Annotated in this window: 15 protein-coding genes; 8 read left to right on the top strand and 7 right to left on the bottom strand. The window is 66.8% G+C overall.

Features of this window, described 5'->3' with window-relative positions; genetic code table 11:
* Complete coding sequence (locus tag GOAMI_RS10890; protein WP_006436551.1) at positions 1-1125, top strand: Rv3169 family protein; 1125 nt, start codon at positions 1-3, stop codon at positions 1123-1125.
* 153 nt (positions 1126-1278) lie between these two features.
* On the opposite strand, the gene GOAMI_RS10885 is transcribed toward GOAMI_RS10890, so the two are convergent.
* Both GOAMI_RS10885 and GOAMI_RS10880 read right to left on the bottom strand, forming a co-directional pair.
* Positions 1279-2664, bottom strand: a complete 1386-nt coding sequence (locus GOAMI_RS10885) for an IS1380 family transposase (protein WP_006436550.1) — start codon at positions 2662-2664, stop codon at positions 1279-1281.
* 190 nt (positions 2665-2854) lie between these two features.
* The gene (locus tag GOAMI_RS10880; protein ID WP_006436549.1) at positions 2855-3922 is read right to left on the bottom strand and encodes an alpha/beta hydrolase; all 1068 of its coding nucleotides are present in this window, start codon (positions 3920-3922) and stop codon (positions 2855-2857) included.
* 239 nt (positions 3923-4161) lie between these two features.
* On the opposite strand from GOAMI_RS10880, the gene GOAMI_RS10875 reads away from it, so the two are divergent.
* Entirely contained in the window at positions 4162-4731 is a 570-nt protein-coding gene (locus tag GOAMI_RS10875; protein ID WP_006436548.1) for a type 1 glutamine amidotransferase domain-containing protein, read from the top strand.
* A 7-nt stretch (positions 4732-4738) separates the two neighbouring features.
* On the opposite strand, the gene GOAMI_RS10870 is transcribed toward GOAMI_RS10875, so the two are convergent.
* Both GOAMI_RS10870 and GOAMI_RS10865 read right to left on the bottom strand, forming a co-directional pair.
* The gene (locus GOAMI_RS10870; protein ID WP_006436547.1) at positions 4739-5356 is read right to left on the bottom strand and encodes a maleylpyruvate isomerase family mycothiol-dependent enzyme; all 618 of its coding nucleotides are present in this window, start codon (positions 5354-5356) and stop codon (positions 4739-4741) included.
* Positions 5357-5456: 100 nt separating this feature from the next.
* A complete protein-coding gene (locus GOAMI_RS10865) occupies positions 5457-7490 on the bottom strand; it encodes an OPT family oligopeptide transporter (protein WP_006436546.1) in 2034 nt (677 codons plus the stop codon).
* Between the two features lie 183 nt (positions 7491-7673).
* Between GOAMI_RS10865 and GOAMI_RS10860 the strand changes: the two genes are divergently transcribed.
* The gene (locus tag GOAMI_RS10860; RefSeq protein WP_006436545.1) at positions 7674-8318 is read left to right on the top strand and encodes a TetR/AcrR family transcriptional regulator; all 645 of its coding nucleotides are present in this window, start codon (positions 7674-7676) and stop codon (positions 8316-8318) included.
* A 68-nt stretch (positions 8319-8386) separates the two neighbouring features.
* Here the strand turns inward: GOAMI_RS10860 and GOAMI_RS10855 are convergent, their stop codons facing one another.
* Both GOAMI_RS10855 and GOAMI_RS23950 read right to left on the bottom strand, forming a co-directional pair.
* Complete coding sequence (locus GOAMI_RS10855) at positions 8387-9952, bottom strand: GMC oxidoreductase (RefSeq protein WP_006436544.1); 1566 nt, start codon at positions 9950-9952, stop codon at positions 8387-8389.
* Complete coding sequence (locus tag GOAMI_RS23950; RefSeq protein ID WP_157228303.1) at positions 9852-10076, bottom strand: twin-arginine translocation signal domain-containing protein; 225 nt, start codon at positions 10074-10076, stop codon at positions 9852-9854. The genes GOAMI_RS10855 and GOAMI_RS23950 overlap by 101 nt, the downstream gene beginning before the upstream one ends.
* Positions 10077-10382: 306 nt before the next feature.
* Here GOAMI_RS23950 and GOAMI_RS10850 point away from each other — a divergent pair, with 306 nt between their 5' ends.
* A complete protein-coding gene (locus tag GOAMI_RS10850; RefSeq protein WP_006436543.1) occupies positions 10383-11219 on the top strand; it encodes an SDR family oxidoreductase in 837 nt (278 codons plus the stop codon).
* Between the two features lie 42 nt (positions 11220-11261).
* On the opposite strand, the gene GOAMI_RS10845 is transcribed toward GOAMI_RS10850, so the two are convergent.
* Positions 11262-11675, bottom strand: a complete 414-nt coding sequence (locus tag GOAMI_RS10845) for a DUF5313 domain-containing protein (protein ID WP_006436542.1) — start codon at positions 11673-11675, stop codon at positions 11262-11264.
* Positions 11676-11861: 186 nt separating this feature from the next.
* On the opposite strand from GOAMI_RS10845, the gene GOAMI_RS10835 reads away from it, so the two are divergent.
* From GOAMI_RS10835 to GOAMI_RS10820, 4 genes are all read left to right on the top strand, one after another.
* The gene (locus GOAMI_RS10835; RefSeq protein ID WP_006436541.1) at positions 11862-12380 is read left to right on the top strand and encodes a MarR family winged helix-turn-helix transcriptional regulator; all 519 of its coding nucleotides are present in this window, start codon (positions 11862-11864) and stop codon (positions 12378-12380) included.
* Positions 12381-12647: 267 nt separating this feature from the next.
* Positions 12648-14336 (top strand): MDR family MFS transporter, encoded by a 1689-nt coding sequence (locus GOAMI_RS10830; protein ID WP_006436540.1) that lies wholly within the window; start codon positions 12648-12650, stop codon positions 14334-14336.
* A gap of 153 nt (positions 14337-14489) precedes the next feature.
* Positions 14490-15707 (top strand): CaiB/BaiF CoA transferase family protein, encoded by a 1218-nt coding sequence (locus GOAMI_RS10825; RefSeq protein WP_006436539.1) that lies wholly within the window; start codon positions 14490-14492, stop codon positions 15705-15707.
* 93 nt (positions 15708-15800) lie between these two features.
* Positions 15801-17333, top strand: a complete 1533-nt coding sequence (locus GOAMI_RS10820) for a catalase (RefSeq protein WP_006436538.1) — start codon at positions 15801-15803, stop codon at positions 17331-17333.
* The last annotated feature ends 253 nt before the right edge of the window (positions 17334-17586 follow it).

The following is a 17586-nucleotide window of genomic DNA, read 5'->3' as shown; positions in this document are numbered from 1 at the left end:
ATGTCCGGTCTCGGACCGCTCGACGAGTTCCCGATTCATCAACTGCCGCAACCGATCGCCTGGCCCGCGAACTCCGACCGCAACTTCTACGATCGTGCCTACCTCAACGCCCACGACCGCAGCGGCGACATCTTCCTCATCACCGGCATCGGCTATTACCCCAATCTCGGGGTCAAGGACGCCTTCGTCCTGATCCGGCGCCGGGCGGCCGACGGCCCGGACACCCAGACCGCGGTCCACCTGTCCGACGCCATCGACGACGCGCGTCTGGACCAGCACGTGGGCGGTTATCGGCTCGCCGTCGACGAACCGCTGCGCACACTGCATCTCACGCTCGAGGAGACCGAGGGCGTCGCCGTCGACCTGCGCTGGGAGGGTCTGTTCGATCCACTCCTGGAACAACCTCATGTCATGCGTCAGGGCACCAAGGTCACGCTCGATGCGCAACGCTTCGCGCAGGTCGGTACCTGGCGAGGGTTCATCACGATCGACGGCGAACAGATCGCGGTCGACCCGACCGCCTGGATCGGAACCCGGGACCGATCCTGGGGCATCCGGCCGGTGGGCGAGCCGGAACCCGCAGGGAGACCGGCCGATCCGCCGTTCGAGGGCATGTGGTGGCTCTACGTGCCGATGGCCTTCGACGACTTCCAGCTCGTCCTCATCGTCCAGGAGGACCCGAGCGGATTCCGCACCCTCAACGACTGTTCCCGCGTGTGGAAGGACGGCCGCGTCGAACAGCTCGGATGGCCGCGGATCTCCGTGCACTATGCGTCCGGGACCCGGATACCCACCGGCGCAACCATTTCCGCCACCGCATCGGACGGTTCGGCAGTGACATTCGAGGTGGAGTCACTGCTTCCCGTCCCGATCCACGTCGGCGGCGACCCGGACTGGACCCACGGCGTGTGGCGCGGTGAGGATTTCACCGAGCGACTCACCTACGACATGACCAGCCCGGAGGTCGTCGGGCGAATACCGTTCGGAGTGATCGACCATGTCGGACGGGCGGTCTGCCGGGAAGGCGACGGCACCACCCGCACCGGCTGGGGCCTGTTCGAGCACGGTGCGCTCGGCCGACACGACCCGTCAGGCTTCGCCGACTGGCTGACCGTCGCCCCTTAGCCTCGATCCACCGATGTCCTTGAGTGACGGAGCGTTGCGGGGCTTCTGGGGGCGTGGTGGTGGTGGAACGCGGTGGAGCTGCGGGCCTCGCTGCCCGCAGTGTTCCACTCGTTCATTTCGTCGGTGCCTTTGGCGGCAGGTCGGTCGGGTTCGTCAGCCTCGCGGTGGCGGGAGGGCGTGCGCGAACAGTGCCGATCCCACTGTTTCCCAGGGCCAGGCTTGGGGGAGATGCAATCGGATGCGGCGCCCGGAGGACGCGATCCTCGCGGGGATGGCGATGAGTTTCCGGCGGATCGTGGCCGTTGTCGCTTTCGCGAGTGCAGCACCGGTGAGGGTCGCGGCGGTGCGGGTGAGGTTGAACGCGATGACGGCGAGGACGAGCCAGGCGGCGTTCGCGGTGAAGATCCCCGAGGGCAGGTGCGCGAGGGCGGAGTGCTTCAGGTCGGCGTGGACCTGCTCGATGATCGCGTGCCCGCGGTGGACCTGGTCGGCGGTGATGGTGTCGAGGGTGCTGGTGGTGAAGAACGCGTGGAACCGGTGCGTGTCGAACAGGGTCGGCTGGGACAGCTTCTTCGCATTCAACTCCGGGATGCGCCTGACGACCAGACGCCCTTCGACCCGGTCCTTCTTCGGTTTCGAGGTGAACGCGGTGAACGGGACCTCAGCGACTTCCGCGTCAGAGGTCCAGGTGCCGGTGTCCGGGTCGTAGATCGCGTCGGTATATCGGATCTTCGTCCAGGCGTCGTCGGGGATGGTGCCGATCGCGCGTTTCACGGCCGGATCCTGCCGGGCGGTGATCGACACGTCCGCGCCGGCGCGGAGCGCGGCGGTCACGGTCGCGTGTCCGTAGTAGGCGGAGTCCGCGCGCAGCAACACGGGTGCGGCCTCCATCCCGGGGAGCCGGGCCACGGTCTTCAGCGCATCGGCGACGATCCGGGCCGCGCCCCGCGGGGAGCCGGCCGCGCCCTTGCGCAGACGCTGGGCAACGACTACGGGAGCGGACGTATCGGTGGACACCGTGGCTAGCAGCGCGTTCAGGCCGCGGACCCCGGAGTACCCGAACCCGGCGCCCTGCTTCTTCGGGCCGTGGACTTCGATGATGGTGTCATCGACATCCACGAACACCAGCCCGCCGTCGGGTCCACTCGAGACGATCGCCGCTTCACCGGCGAGGTTCACCAGGAGCCGGGAGGCGACGGCGTCGAGTTGGCGGACGTGTCCGAAGGTGAACGATCTGAGGAACGACCCCAACGTCGAGGGGGCGTAGATCGCGGTGAAGATCTTCTTCATCCCGCCGTGGCGCAGCAGCGCCATGTCATCGATCGAATCCGCCCCCGCGACCATCCCCGCCACCAGCGACGACACCTTCAACCCCGCATTCGCGCCCTTATCCGTCGGGACGCTCAACCACTGATCGGTGAGGCTGCGCAGGCCCGCCTTCTCGGCGAGACGGACGATCGGGACCAGACCGGCACTCGACACGAGATTCGGGTCATCGAATGATGCGACAGCCGTCCGTGCGGCGTGAGAAACTTGCACCTGCGAGATGCCTCTCTTTTCGGGTTCAATTGCTCCGTAGTAAGAACAATTATCCCTGATCAGAGAGGCATTCTCCGTTTACCGCGCCGACCTCCACACGTTCCCGATCGGTGGATCGAGGCTTAGTCCCTGCAAGACTTGTGCGCACCGCACGCCCCCTGAGTAGCGAGCTCGCGAGCGTATCGAAGGGTCAGTCCAGACCGGCGAGGAACTCGTCGATCCGCGGCCAGGTCTGTTCCACGGCTGCCGACCCCGCGATGAGTCCGAGGTGGCTGGTCTCGACGGTCGTGAACTCCACTCGCGGCGATCCGGTGAACAGGTCGACGCCGTGGTGGGCCGCCGCCCAGCTGACGATGGCGTCCCGGTGGCTGCCGAACAGCTGTACCGATACCGCGACCTTCGAGAGGTCGACGGTCACGTCGTCGAATCGCAGGACGCCGCGGGCCAGTTCACCGCGCATGATGAAGTTCTCCCACATCTGCTCGGACGCTTTGCCCGGGTAGCCGGGCATCGTCTCCTGGAAGCGGTCGATGGCCTTCATCCGCGTCAGCGCCTCGGTGTCGTCGGCGTTGCGGATGATGTAGCCGGGCTTCTTGAGTTCCCGCTGCCAGGCGGTACCCCGGTAGGCGGTCCGCACGAAGAATGCGGGGATACCTCCCAGGACGCGCAGCGCAAGTGACACCGGCTTGGTACCGATGGGCCGCATCAGCGCCTTCACCAGGGGGTACGGCGGGACGCGGTCATAATCGAGTGGGGTTCCGACCGCGGTGATCGACCGCACCGGCAGACCCGGATCCGCGGCGACGGTGAGGAACGAGATGGTGCCGCCCAGGCTCCAGCTGAGCAGGTCGATCCCCTCGCCGGTCGACGGGCCGGCGTCGAAGTCCGCAAGGGTTGCGGCGATCGCGCCGGGAACGATGTCGGCGAAAAAGTCGGCGAACCCCAGGTGCCGGTCCTCGCGGGTCATCTCCCCGAAATCGAGCACATACGGCACCCGGCCGGTCGACAGCAGGAACTCCACCAGGCTCAATCCCGGAGTGAGGTCGTAGCAGTCTGTCGAGACCGCGAGCGGCGGGACGAGCAATACCGGCCGCTGCGCCGACTCGCGGGACGACGTCAGCTGCTCGACGGTGCCGTAGCGCCGCAGCTGACGATGTGGTGCGTCGACGACGACGGTGTGCGGCGACTTTCCGGACTCACCGATCTCCCCACCGCGTGCCAGGTGAAGCAGTGTGGCGACGCCGTCGAGACCACCCATGACAGTCCTCCCCGTGCAACTCGTTCGCAGACTCCTCACGCACCCGCGGGCGCGTGAGCGCTGGTCATTCAACACGGTGCGCCGGCTCGGGTCGTGGTTGGGGCCGAGCGCAGGTGGGTATGTCCGGATCGAGGCATCGCGGCTACGGCCGATGCCAGGCGATCAAGACGCGGTCGAATCGATCAGCCCGCAGGGCGGTCCCATCCCCCGACCGTCCGCGCGTACGAGGAGGAGACATCATGGCCGAAGAACTCAACAACGTCACCGTCGCATTCCTGGTGGCCACCGAGGGCGCCGAACAGGTCGAACTCACCGAACCGTGGAAGTCGATCGAGGCCTGCGGCGGGAAGCCGGTACTGGTGTCCACCGACTCCGGCACCATCCAGGCCTTCGACCACCTCGACAAGGCGGACACCTTCCCCGTCGACGTGACCCTCGAAGACACCCGCATCGCCGATTTCGACGCCCTGGTCCTACCGGGCGGCGTCGCCAATCCCGACTTCCTGCGTGCCTCGGCACCGGCCGTGCGCTTCGTGCGCGGCTTCTTCGAGGCGGGCAAACCCGTCGCCGCGATCTGTCACGCGCCGTGGACGCTCATCGAGGCCGACGTCGTGCGCGGACGAACGCTGACATCGTTCCCCAGTATCCGGACCGACGTCGTCAACGCCGGCGGCAACTGGGTCGACGAAGAGGTCGTCACCTGCCGAAGCGGCGACAACGTGCTGATCACCAGCCGTAAGCCCGCCGACCTGCCGGCGTTCAACGCGGCGATCGTCGCCGAGTTCGCCCACAGCCGGGTGCCGAGCTGACCGACGGTCACACGACCGAGATGGGGCCCTGGCCGCGTCCGGTGAGGATCAGCAACGCCTGCTCGCCCTGCCCGGTCAGCTCGGCCGCCCCGACGGCCGTCGCCAGTGCCGAGGCCAGCACCGACTGCGGCAGCGTCGGCGCCGATCCGATCGCGCGTGCGATGTCGAGACCGTGGACGGCCAGCTCGAAGGTTCTCGTCGGCAGGTAGTGGGACAGCAGGATTCCACCCCATGGGGTGGCGACCGGTCGGTCGGCGACGCCGGTGATCGCCGCGACCGCACGGTCCCGGCGTTCGACCGCGGCCCGCAGCGGGTCGTCGCCGAGATCGACTCCGGCGGCCACGCCGCGGGACGTCACCTCGGGCGAGGAGGCCAGTCCCTGGATGCGGGCGTAATACCCTGCCACCGAATCGATCTCGACGGTGTCCGGCTCGGGTTGGGCGAGATAGTCGGCGACCGTCGTCAGCGAGCGACTCGTGTGTCCGATCAGCGAACGAACCGACCATTCCCCGAGGCCGGGCCGGTCCCACTGCTCAGGGCTCACCGCGGAGACCAGCAGGAGGAAGTGTTCGGCCCCCGCGATGTAGTCCTCGATGGCCCTGCTCAGACGCTGCTCGTCTGCCATGGTGTCTCCCTGGTTCTCCGGCGGAAACCGACTGCACAGCACACGATATTCGGCTGTCTCGCCGCGGTCGTCGCCACCGCCGAGGCCGACCGTCAGGTCCTCAGCTGTGGGGGTCGGACCTGACGGTGTCGTCGACGCCGGCCGTGTCGGCCTTGCTCGGTACGACGCCGCTGGCGGTGGCGAGCTTGGCGATGCGGTCGTAGAGCAAGGCGACCACGCCGGCGAACACGATCACGCCGAGGATCTGAGCCCAGGTGTCGAAGCCGTCGCCGACGATGGCGAGGACCGAGTCGTCGCCGGTGGCGGCGACGATGCCCGCGAAGACCACACCGAACAGGGCCTCACCGACGATCAGGCCGGTCGCGAGCAGAACACCCATACGCTTCTTGTGTTCGACTGCGCCGCCGCTTCGTTCGGCCCAGCGGTTGTAGAAGTGACCGAGGAAGGCACCCACCGGGATGATGAGGGTGACCGACATCGGCAGGTACATGCCCATGCCGACCGCCAGCGGCGGGAGCCGGAACCTCCCCGTGCGACCGAGCAACTCGTCGATGAGGATGACGACCGCGCCGATGAGGGCACCGATGCCGATCAGACCCCAGTCGAGGTCGGCCCCCAGCACGCCCTTCGCGAGCGTCGACAACAGGCCGGCCTGCGGTGCCGCCAGTGCGTCCTCTCCCGCTCCCGGAGCACCCACGAAGCCGAAGACGTCGTACATCAGTCCGAGGATCGGGGGGATGATCGCGGACCCGAAGAGCACGCCGATCACCAGCGCCACCTGCTGTTTCCACGGTGTCGCACCGACCAGTTGACCGGTCTTGAGGTCCTGCAGGTTGTCATTGGAGATCGTCGCGACGCCGAAGACGACCGCGGCGGTGAACAGCGTGTAGGCGATCAGCGCGTCTGTCTGGGAGGAGTCGGCGGTCCCGAACGTCGCCTTGATGAGGATCGCGGCGATGAGGACCACGAGGATGCCGACGCCGGAGATCGGGGAGTTCGACGAGCCGATGAGACCGGCCATGTAGCCGCAGACCGCCGCCACCGCCAGACCGATGACGAAGACGAAGACGATGCTCACCGCGATGATCCCGGCGGCGCTGCCCTCGAGGGCGGTGTCGTGCACGAAGTCCCACAGGAGCAGGCCGATGGGGATCAGCAGCACGAGGATGCTGCCGCCGACGATGTTGAACGGGATGTCGCGTTCGGTGATGTCCACGGTCACGCCCTCGCGACGTGAACGCGACGAGGCGAGTGACCCCTTGATCCCCCGCGCGATGGGCCCCATCACCTTGATGAGGGTCCAGATCGCAGCGATCGCGATGGCGCCCGCGCCGATGAGGCGGACGTCGTTCGCGAAGACGCCGGAGACGATATCGCTGAGTGACTCGCCGGCCTCACCCTGGTTCTGGCTTTCGATGGGCAGCAGCACGCCATAGGAGATCAGCAGGCCGACGAGCATCGCGACGCCGACGGTGACGCCGACGAGGTGCCCGATGCCGATCAGCGACATCGACAGGCCGGCGCTGAACAGTGTTCCTCCCGCACCGACCTTGATCGTCGCGGAGATCGAGTCGCTCAGGACCTTCAGCTTGGCCAGGAGAGCGAAACCCGCCGACGCGATCGAGCCGATCACGATCGTGCGCAGACCGGCCTTGTTCTCCGTGGCACCGCCGGCCGAGTCGCCGACCTTCAGGACCTCGGCTGCCGCAACGCCTTCCGGGTATGGCAGGTCCGACCCCGTGACCAGCGCGCGGCGCAGCGGGATCGAGTACATCACGCCGAGGATGCCGCCGATCGCGCACACGGCGACTGTGATCCAGTACGGGAACCCCGTCCACCAGCCGATCATCACCAGGCCGGGGATCACGAAGATGATGGCCGACAACGTGCCGGCCGCGGACGCGATCGTCTGGACGATGTTGTTCTCCACCACCGAGTGATTGGCGAAGTACCGCAGGATGCTCATCGAGATGACGGCCGCCGGGATGGCGGTGGCGAAGGTGAGCCCGACCTTGAGGCCGAGATAGACGTTGGCCGCGGTGAAGACGAGGGTGATGACCCCGCCGAGGATGACCCCTCGCAGCGTCAGTTCTCGCAGACTTGCCGTGGCCGTGGCCGTGGGCGCTGTCGCCATCAGGTCCCCTCACACAGATTGTGAACGGCCACGCCATGGCTGGACGCAAACCGGATTCACTCGAGTACAGTCGATCCACCTTATGGCCGGGCAGTCGCTCCCACGCAAACCCGGCCTGGTGTCGCCGGGAACAGGTCCCAAACCCGGCACCGGACGCCGGCGAGGGTAGGGCATGATTTATCCATGACCGAGGGGAAGACGGAGCAGTCTGCCCGTACCCGTCAGGCGCTGATCAGCGCGGCGGAGGAGCTGATCGCCCTGCACGGGGTGTCCGCGGTCTCCAGCAGGCAGATCAGCAAAGCCGCCGGTCAGGGCAACAACTACGCGGTCGGTCACCACTTCGGTTCCAAGGACGACCTGATCCGGGCCACGCTCACCACACACAACATCCCCATCGACCGGTTGCGCCAGAAGGCCGTCGACGAGGTCGGCCAGAACCCGCAGGTCCGTGACTGGATCCGGTGCCTGGTCTGTCCGGAGATCGAGTACCTCGGCAAGCTCGGCGCACCGACCTACTTCGCCCGGTTCTTCGCAAATGTCTCGAGCGATCCGGCCACCACCATCCTGCTGTACGAGCAGATGGGCGAGTCGAAACCACTGCTGGCGATTCTCGAGGGTTTCTACGGCGCGCTGCCGGAGTTCCCCGGCGACGTCCTCGAGATCCGCAACAACATGACGCGTCACATCATCGTGAACACGCTGGCCGACATCGAACGCGCTGCCGAGAGCGGTGATCACCCGGTGACGTCCTGGCAGCATCAGTGCGAGATCGTCGTCGACGCGCTGACCGGCATGTGGCTCGCCCCGATCACCCCCCTCGCTCCCTGAGGGCGAGCGAAGCGAGCCGTCCCTCGCTCCTGAAGTGCGAACGAAGCGAGCCACCCTTCGCTCCCGGATCAGATGAGGGTGCCCACGTCCTTGGCCACGATGTGGTCGAGTGCCCGTTCGGCGACCGCGGCGATCGTCATGGACGGATTGCATGCTGCGGTGTTACCCGGCATGAGGGCGCCGTCGAGAACGTAGAGTCCACGCTGCCCCTTGACGCGCCCCTCGAGGTCGCAGACCGTCCCCATGTTGGCACCGCCGAGCGCGTGCCAGGTCGACGGGAAGAACGCGTTGGTGTCGGTGAGAATCGCGTCGGGTCCGGCGATCTTGCGCACGGCACCGTCGATGTGTTTGGTCTGGATCTCCGAGTCACCCTCGTGCGGCCACTTGATGATCGCGTCCCCCGCCGCGGAGTCGTAGTCGATGACGCCGCGCCCCGAGCTGACGCCGAAACCCACCATCATCGTGGTGCCGGCGTAGACCGGGATCGGGGGCAGCGACGCCTGGATGATGGTGAACGCACTCTTGGGGTTGTTCCAGTTGGGACTGCCGTACACCACCGGACCGCCCTGTACCGCACCGAAATCGATGCGCGGGCTGGTCCAGGTGTAGATGCGATCCGCGTTGGTGCCCCACCCGTGTCCGAGTCCGTCGGGCAGGTCGGTGATCGTGCCGGCCTCACGGGCGCGGACGAGGAGTTTGGTGGTGTTGACGCTGCCGGCGGCCATGATGAGCGTCTTGGTGACGATTTCCTTGTGTTCCAGTACTTTTCCGGTTTCATCGGTCCTTTCGACGTCGAGGGACCACTTGCCGTCGGGGCGCCGGGTGACCTGTCGGACGGTGTGCAGGGTCCGCACGGTCACGAGTCCGGTGCCCTCGGCCTGCCGGATGTAGGTGGCGTCGACGCTGTGCTTGCCACCGTTGTTCACGCCGATGGACCCGTCACCGTTGGTGTAGGCCGGTCTCATCTCGCCGCGGAGCTCCGCCTCGGCATATCCCCAGTCGATGGGCATCGGGATCTTCTGTAGTGGGAGTCCCACGGCGCGAACACGTTTGGCGAACTGTCGCGGCGCCAGGTACTGCGGCGACCGCACGACCGAGTCCGGTGCCACCGCGACCTTGAGCATCCGTGCGACCCGCGGGTAGTGCACGCGGTCCATCAACCGCCAGTCGAGCGCATTGGGGAAGTGTTCGTCGAACACCGCCTCGCTCGGCTGCAACGTCATCCCCTGATAGACCAGCGACCCACCCCCGAGCCCGGCCGGGCACAGTGCCGTCATGTTCGCACCGGCAACCGATTCGAACAGTCCCACATAGGGTTCGACGCTGAGCGGCTTGCCGAACAGGTTCGGGGTGGACTCGTGCCACAGCATGCGCTTGTCGGGGTTCGACGCACGCGGAAAGGTCTCCGAGTTGGGCCCGGTCGGCCACCGACGGCCCCGTTCGAGCAGCAGCACGGGCACACCGGCCTGCGCGAGTCGGAGCGCCGAGACCCCTCCACCGAAACCGGAGCCGACGACCACCACCCGATGCTCCTCACGGGTGTGCCGAATCCGGCGCGCCGGCCGCGGTGACCGCCGCGGCCTTGAGGAAGGTACGTCTCGTTGGGTACGCCCCGGACATGGGTCTCCTGTCATCAGTGCACGAGAACGTCCCGCGCAGACGTGCTGGGTAGCTCGCGGCCTGCGAAGGGAACGACCGCGAGCGGGAGAACGACGTACGGCCGCGAGGGATGCAGCCGTCCGAAGAAGACTTTGGCATCGACCACCGCTGTGTCAAGGGCAACAACGGATTTCGGCCCTGATTCCGACATCGCGGCGTGGCACGCTTGACAGATGCTGAGTCATGTGACTGAATCGAGCGCAAGCGGGTCCGCACCACGGACCCCACCAGCGGACACCGACCGGGACCGGTCTTCCGAGCAGGCCGCCGATCCGGCCTCTCGAGTGTTGCGTTGCCTCGGCCACGGTGTGCAGAGGGGTGCGCACCGTGGCGGGGCCGCGAGTCGCTGCCGGTTCGTCACCCGCTGTTAGGATGACCCGACCACATCGCGGCCGGGGGAAGTACATGTCAGATCACTTGCAGGACAAGACCATCGTCATCACCGGTGCCGGTGGTGGATTCGGCAGGGTCATCGCCGAGAAATGCGCTGCTCGCGGCGCTCGTGTCGTCGGCGTCGACATCGACGCCGATGGTCTGAACACTGTCGTCGGCGGCATCGTCGCCGCGGGCGGTTCGGCACTCGCCCAGGTCGCCGACGTGACCGACATGGCGCAGATGCGGGCGGCCGCAGCACTGGCCGTCGAGGAGTTCGGGGCGATCGACGTCATCGTCAACAACGCCGGGGTCATGCCGCTGGCGTTCTTCGCCGACCACGAACGTGCGTGGGAGAAGTGGCACAAGGCCATCGACATCAACATCAAGGGCGTCGTGAACGGCATCTCCGCGGTCTACGACCAGATGATCGCGCAGGGCCGCGGGCAGGTCGTCAACATCGCGTCCATCTACGGCAACGGCGGATTCGAGGGCTCCGGCGTCTACAGCGCGACGAAGGCCGCGGTCACCATGCTGTCGGATTCCCTGCGCATCGAGGCGAAGGGCAAGATCAAGGTCACGACGGTCAAGCCCACCGGTGTCGCCGGCACCAACCTGGCCAGCTGGATCGTCAACGATCGCGCGATCCGCGGCATCGTCGGCCAGCGGGTGTCGTCGTACAAGGAGCACGTCACCCAGATGCTGCAGGGCGAGTTACCGGACGAGCTGACCGACGCGGACTCGATCAAGTACTGGCTCATCACTCCCGAGGATCTGGCCGACGCCGTAGTCCACGTCATCGACCAGCCCTGGGGCATCAGCCTCTCGGACGTGACCGTGCGCGCGAGCGGCGAGGACTACCTGTACTGAGAGGACTACCTGTACCGACCTGGGTGCGCGGCCATATCGAGATCAGCCGCGACGCTCGCCGCGGTACTTGCGGTGGTACTCGTCGTAGAGGTCGGAGTTCTTCTCCCGCTCCAGGCGGTTGACCAGGTCCGGGTTGAGTCCATGCTGGGCCAGTCGGTGCCGGCGGTACACGCGGTTCAGTGCGATCGAGAAGAAGAGGTAGGCGATGAGGATCGGCGCGGTCATGGTGAACCGGACGCCCCAGTCCGCCGGGACGAAGAGCATCGGGATCAGGATGATGATGCACGGGATCGCCCAGCGCACGACCATCCGAAGCGAGGCCCTGGGTCCTGCGAGGTCGTTCTCGACCCAGTCGGTCATCGACTTCGGCAGGGGTGCCCAGTAGCAGTACTTGACGTACTCCCAGGCGTTCGGGGTCGTGCGTTGCGTGGTGCTCACCTCTCGATCGTGCACCATGTGGTTGCCGCTTCCCAAGCAAGTTGTCGCACGCCACACTGACCTCGGGTGGCCGCATCCGGATCGACACGAGCGAACTCGTCGCCGAATCGGGCATATCCACCACGCTGCGTGTGCTCGAACACAGCGCGGTCGGTAATCTGACCGCGTCTCGGCACGGCGAACCGGCGAAAGGACTCCGCGATCATGGGCTCGGACCCGACCACCGACGCCTCCTCCACCGACGCCTCCTCCATCGACGCCTCCTCCATCGATTCCGAGGCCATCGGCGGCCTCGAAGCCGAACTCAACGACTTCTGGCGACGTAGCCGTATCCGCACACGACTGCGGGCCCGCGAGATCGATCCCCGGCTCGACCCGTCCTGCTATCCGCTCATGTCCGTGCTCACCCGCCACCACTCGATGCCGATGTCCGACCTGGTGAGCGCCGTGGGCATGGAGAAGTCGACGGTCACGCGGCAGATCGACGCGGTGGTCCGACTCGGGCTCGCCGAGCGACACCCCGACCCCCGTGACGCGCGGGCACGCGTGATCACGCTCACCGATCACGGGCGCGAGCGCGTCGACGCCGTCCTCGCCTCGGCGGTCTCCGATTGGCGGGCCCGCCTGGCCCAGTGGAACCCGGACGACATCCGGACCCTCACGAGCCTGCTCCACCGACTCGGCGAGGCGACCAACGACCCGGTCGTGGACCGGGAGTCCTGACGGGCCCCGACCAGGGCAGGCAGTACGGTTCCCCACCGGTTTCCGGCCGCCGGGAATAACCCGGTTAGTTGCGCGTTACACCTTTCACGCCCTATGGTTGCAGCATTCAACTAAACGGCGGCGGCCCACGTCCGGTCCCCGTTTCCATCAGCCCTTTTCCGGCACCTGTGTCCACGAGGTCGACGAGGTCCTTCCGTCGATGTTCTGTGGTCGCCGCCATTCGGCTCCGTCCACACGGTGCACGCACGACTTCGGAGGTAGCCCCGTATGACAACGTCCCCGCCACGCGTGGAACCCGTCGACACACCGATGACCCACAAGCAGCGCATCAACGCACTCGTCGGTCTGCTGCTCGGTATGTTCGTGGCCCTGACCTCGGCCACGATCGTGTCCAACGCACTGCCCACGATCATCACCGACCTTCACGGCACGCAGGATCAGTACACCTGGGTCGTGACGGCGACGCTCCTCGCCTCGACGGCGGCCACCCCGATCTGGGGCAAGCTGTCCGACGTCTTCAGCAAGAAGCTCCTCGTCCAGCTGTCGCTCGGCGTCTTCACCCTCGGCTCGGTGCTCTCCGGTCTCTCGACCTCGGTCTCGATGCTGATCGGCTTCCGTGTGGTCCAGGGTCTCGGCCTCGGCGGCATGCAGTCGCTCGTGATGATCGTCATCGCGTCGATGTTCAGCCCGCGTGAGCGCGGCCGCTACCAGGGCGCCATCGCCGGCGTCATGTCCATCGCGACCGTCGCCGGACCGCTGATGGGTGGCGTCATCGTCGACACGAGCTGGCTCGGCTGGCGCTGGACGTTCTACGTCTGCGTCCCGCTCGCCGTCATCGCCATGGTCGTCGTCCAGCGCACCCTGAACCTGCCGGTCATCCGCCGCGAGGTCCACATCGACTACGCGGGCGCACTGCTCATCTCGGCCGGCGTCAGCACGATCCTGATCTGGGTCACCTTGGCAGGCAAGAACTTCGACTGGGCCTCGGCCACGTCGTTCGGCCTCGTCGCCCTCGGCCTCGTCCTGCTCGCCGCCGCGGTGTGGGTGGAGTCCAGGGCCAAGGATCCGATCATCCCGCTGCACCTGTTCAAGGAGCGCACGACCACCCTCGCGACGATCGCCAGCATCGCCGTCGGCGTGGCCCTCTTCGGCGGCGCGGTGTTCCTCGGCCAGTACTTCCAGATCGCTCGCGGCTACTCGCCCACCGCGGCCGGCCTGCTCACGCTGCCGATGGTGTTCGGTGCGGTGGTCTCGGCGACGCTGTCCGGGCGCCTCATCACCAAGTACGGCCGCTGGAAGAACTACCTGCTCGCCGGCTCGGTGATCATGGCCATCGGCTTCGGGCTCCTGTCGACGATCGACGCCCACACCAACATGGCGGTCCTCAGCGGCTTCCTGTTCGCCCTGGGCCTTGGCATGGGCATGACCATGCAGAACCTGGTCCTCGCGGTGCAGAACACCGTGGAGCCGCGCAACCTCGGTGCGGCCACGTCGACCGTGACGTTCTTCCGCTCACTCGGTGGTGCGGCCGGCGTCTCGGTGCTCGGCGCGGTGCTGTCCAGCCACGTCACCGACCTCATCGGCCAGGGACTGCGCGCCATCGGCATCACCCAGACGGGCTCCGGCGGAGGCGCAGGCCTGTCCAACCTCAACGAACTACCCGCGCCGATCGCGGCGATCGTCCGCGGTGCCTACGGCGACGGAACGGCCCGGATCTTCCTGGTCTCGATGGCGATGGCCGTCATCGGCACGATCGCGGTCCTCTTCATCAAGGAGGTCGCCCTCAACAGGCTCAGCGGTGAGGATCAGCGACGCGCCGCCCAAACGGCCGCCGACTCGGCCGATGCCGAACTCACGCAGGTCCTCGCGGGCGAGAACCTCGACGGCATGGACGCCGACCTCGACCGCCGGGAGGTCATCGACCCGGCTGTGGAACCGGTCGACCGAAAATCATGACCTCCGCCCGCGCCGCAGCGCGCCGACCGTGACGCGGGACAACTGAGGGAAGCCGATCGCGGCCGCCACCACGGCGGCCGCGATCGTCGTCATGACGTGCATGGCGGCGGGGTCTCGTTGACGAACCGGACGGGCGCGGGTGATCCTTGGCCGGTGAATTCGGACCAGTCGCCCACCTCGGGCCGTGCCCCGCTGCCGCACTCCACCGACACTGCCACGCTGCCACTCGCGGGAATCACCGTCGTCGCCCTCGAACAGGCCGTCGCCGCCCCCCTGGCCACCCGGCATCTGGCAGACCTCGGTGCGCGGGTGATCAAGGTCGAGCGCGTCGGCGAGGGTGACTTCGCCCGCCAATACGACTCGGCGGTGCGCGGCGGCGCGGGTTCACATTTCGTCTGGCTGAACCGAGGCAAGGAATCGGTCGAACTCGACCTCAAGAGCGACGCCGGGCGCGATGCGATCAGGACGCTCATCGCCGGTGCGGACGTCTTCCTGCAGAATCTCGCCCCCGGCGCCGCGGCCCGACTCGGGCTGGGCGCCGACGTCCTGCGCGCCGACCATCCGGAACTGATCGTCATCGACATGTCCGGCTACGGCGACGCGGGACCGTTCCGCGATCGCAAGGCCTACGACATGCTCGTCCAGGCCGAAACCGGTCTCATCTCGGTGACCGGCACCCCCGAGGACATGACCAAGACCGGCATCCCGTCCTCCGACATCGCCGCCGGCATGTACGCCCTCACGTCGGTGCTGTCGGCACTGTTCCGCCGGGCCACCACCGGCGTCGGCGCACGGGTGTCGGTGTCGATGTTCGACGCCACGGTCGAATGGATGGGTCACCCCATGTACATGCGGCTCTACGGCGGACGCCAGATCGCCCGGGCGGGCCTCGGCCACGCAGCGATCGTGCCCTACGACAAGTACCCCACCCAGGACGGCACCATCCTCATCGGCGTCCAGAACGACCGCGGGTGGGACACGCTGACCCGCGTCGTGCTCGAACGCCCCGACCTCGCCGAGGACTCGCGGTACAAGACCAACATCGACCGCGTCTCCCGTCGAGCGGAGGTCGATGCGATCATCGCCGCGGAGACCAAGCGGTTCACCACCGAAGAACTCGACCGCCGCCTCGCCGACGCGGGGGTGCCCGCCGCCGAGATCCGTGACCTCGAGGCCGTGGTGGCGCATCCCCAGCTCGGCGAACGCGACCGCTGGCGGGATGTCGACACCGAGGTGGGCCCGATCAAAGCGGTGCTGCCGCCGATGACCTTCGACGACGTCGAACTGGCGATGGGACCGGTACCGGCACTCGGCGAACACACCGAAGCGGTGCTCCGCGAGTTCGGGATCACCGCCGACGAGCAGCCGTGACGATCATTCCCTCAGCGTAGGATCGGCAAAGCGGACCTGCAGCCCTCGGGTCGCGCATTTTCTGCACGGATACGACGACCTCTCGGAGGCGATATGTCCGACGATTCGCTGTACACAACCCGGGACTCGGGTGCACCGGCCGGGAGTGACGAACACTCCCTGACGGTCGGCGCCGGAGGACCCATCGTCCTGCACGATCACTATCTGATCGAACAGATGGCCCAGTTCAACCGCGAACGAATTCCCGAGCGACAGCCACATGCCAAGGGCAGCGGCGCATTCGGGACGTTCGAGACCACCGAGGACATCTCGGCCTACACCAGTGCCGCATTGTTCCAGCCGGGTGTGAAAACCGAGATGATGGCGCGGTTCTCGACGGTGGCCGGTGAACGGGGCAGCCCCGACACCTGGCGTGATCCGCGCGGATTCGCGCTGAAATTCTATACATCCGAAGGCATCTACGACATGGTCGGCAACAACACGCCGATCTTCTTCGTCAAGGACCCGATGAAGTTCCAGCACTTCATCCGCTCCCAGAAACGCCGCCAGGACAACAACCTTCGCGACCACGACATGCAGTGGGACTTCTGGACGCTGTCGCCCGAGTCCGCTCATCAGGTCACCTGGCTGATGGGCGACCGCGGCATCCCGAAGACGTGGCGACACATGAACGGCTACAGCTCGCACACGTATCTGTGGGTCAACGCCGAGGGCGTGAAGCACTGGGTCAAGTATCATTTCAAGTCCGATCAGGGCGTGGAACACCTGACTCAGCACGAGGCCGACCAGATGGCCTCTGCCGACACCGATTTCCATACCCGGGACCTGTTCGAGAACATCGCCGCGGGTAATCATCCGAGATGGACGCTCAAGGTCCAGCTCATGCCGTTCGACGACGCGGTGAGCTACCGCTTCAATCCGTTCGACCTGACCAAGGTGTGGCCGCATGGCGACTACCCGCTCATCGAGGTCGGCAAGATGACGCTGCACACCAATCCGGTCGATCACCACACGCAGATCGAGCAGGCCGCCTTCGAACCGAACAACGTCGTCCCGGGTATCGGCTTCAGCCCCGACCGGATGTTGCTCGGACGGGTGTTCTCCTACGCCGACGCGCATCGACATCGACTCGGCGGCAACTACAAGCAGATCCCGGTGAACGCGCCGAAGAACGAGGTCCACTCGTACTCCAAGGACGGCGCGATGCGTATCCACAACGTCACCGACCCGGTCTACGCGCCCAACTCCAAGGGCGGCCCCTCTGCGCTGTATCCCGGTCAGGGCGAACCGCAGTGGGCGGCCAACGGTGAGATCCTGCGCAGCGCCTACGTCGACCATCCCGAGGACGACGACTGGGGGCAGGCCGGCACGCTCGTCCGCGAGGTGTTCGACGACGACGCGCGAGAGCGGTTCGTCGACAACGTCGTCGGCCATCTCCTCAACGGTGTCTCCGAACCCGTGCTGCAGCGCGCATTCGAGTACTGGCACCGGGTCGATCCCGACATCGGTGCTCGCATCAAATCGGGTGTCACCGAGAAGAAGGACGAGTCCGACCCGAAGAAGGACGACCAGGGCAACCCGGCACGGTCGTCGGCGCAGGAGAAGGCGAAGGCCGAAAAGGCTTGATGCGCAACGCCACTGCTCCTTGGCCACGAGCGACAGCGCCCGTCGCTCCCTGAGGTGCGAGGAGCGACAGCGCCACCCCCCTCGCTCCCTGAGGTGCGAGGAGCGATAGCGACGAGCCTCGAAGGGCCTGGTGAGACGAACTCGCCAGGCCCTTCGAGACGCATCCTCCGCAAGCTCCGGACGCTCCTCAGGGAGCGGGAGGAGACGCATCCTCCGCAAGCTCCGGATTCGGCACCACGCGACACGCCGGTTG

Source organism: Gordonia amicalis NBRC 100051 = JCM 11271 (assembly GCF_000332995.1).
Taxonomy (GTDB): domain Bacteria; phylum Actinomycetota; class Actinomycetes; order Mycobacteriales; family Mycobacteriaceae; genus Gordonia; species Gordonia amicalis.
This window is presented reverse-complemented; position numbering and strand designations above follow the sequence as displayed.

What these genes read in the sequence shown, in the direction of transcription:
- GOAMI_RS10855 (WP_006436544.1), bottom strand. Translation starts at nt 9,952, where the DNA reads ATGACAGGAGACCCATGTCCGGGGCGTACCCAACGAGACGTACCTTCC.
- GOAMI_RS10880 (WP_006436549.1), bottom strand. Translation starts at nt 3,922, where the DNA reads ATGGGTGGTCTCGACGGCGTCGCCACACTGCTTCACCTGGCACGCGGT.
- GOAMI_RS10830 (WP_006436540.1), top strand. Translation starts at nt 12,648, where the DNA reads ATGACAACGTCCCCGCCACGCGTGGAACCCGTCGACACACCGATGACC.
- GOAMI_RS10850 (WP_006436543.1), top strand. Translation starts at nt 10,383, where the DNA reads ATGTCAGATCACTTGCAGGACAAGACCATCGTCATCACCGGTGCCGGT.
- GOAMI_RS23950 (WP_157228303.1), bottom strand. Translation starts at nt 10,076, where the DNA reads ATGCCAAAGTCTTCTTCGGACGGCTGCATCCCTCGCGGCCGTACGTCG.
- GOAMI_RS10875 (WP_006436548.1), top strand. Translation starts at nt 4,162, where the DNA reads ATGGCCGAAGAACTCAACAACGTCACCGTCGCATTCCTGGTGGCCACC.
- GOAMI_RS10835 (WP_006436541.1), top strand. Translation starts at nt 11,862, where the DNA reads ATGGGCTCGGACCCGACCACCGACGCCTCCTCCACCGACGCCTCCTCC.
- GOAMI_RS10860 (WP_006436545.1), top strand. Translation starts at nt 7,674, where the DNA reads ATGACCGAGGGGAAGACGGAGCAGTCTGCCCGTACCCGTCAGGCGCTG.
- GOAMI_RS10890 (WP_006436551.1), top strand. Translation starts at nt 1, where the DNA reads ATGTCCGGTCTCGGACCGCTCGACGAGTTCCCGATTCATCAACTGCCG.
- GOAMI_RS10845 (WP_006436542.1), bottom strand. Translation starts at nt 11,675, where the DNA reads ATGGTGCACGATCGAGAGGTGAGCACCACGCAACGCACGACCCCGAAC.
- GOAMI_RS10870 (WP_006436547.1), bottom strand. Translation starts at nt 5,356, where the DNA reads ATGGCAGACGAGCAGCGTCTGAGCAGGGCCATCGAGGACTACATCGCG.
- GOAMI_RS10820 (WP_006436538.1), top strand. Translation starts at nt 15,801, where the DNA reads ATGTCCGACGATTCGCTGTACACAACCCGGGACTCGGGTGCACCGGCC.
- GOAMI_RS10865 (WP_006436546.1), bottom strand. Translation starts at nt 7,490, where the DNA reads ATGGCGACAGCGCCCACGGCCACGGCCACGGCAAGTCTGCGAGAACTG.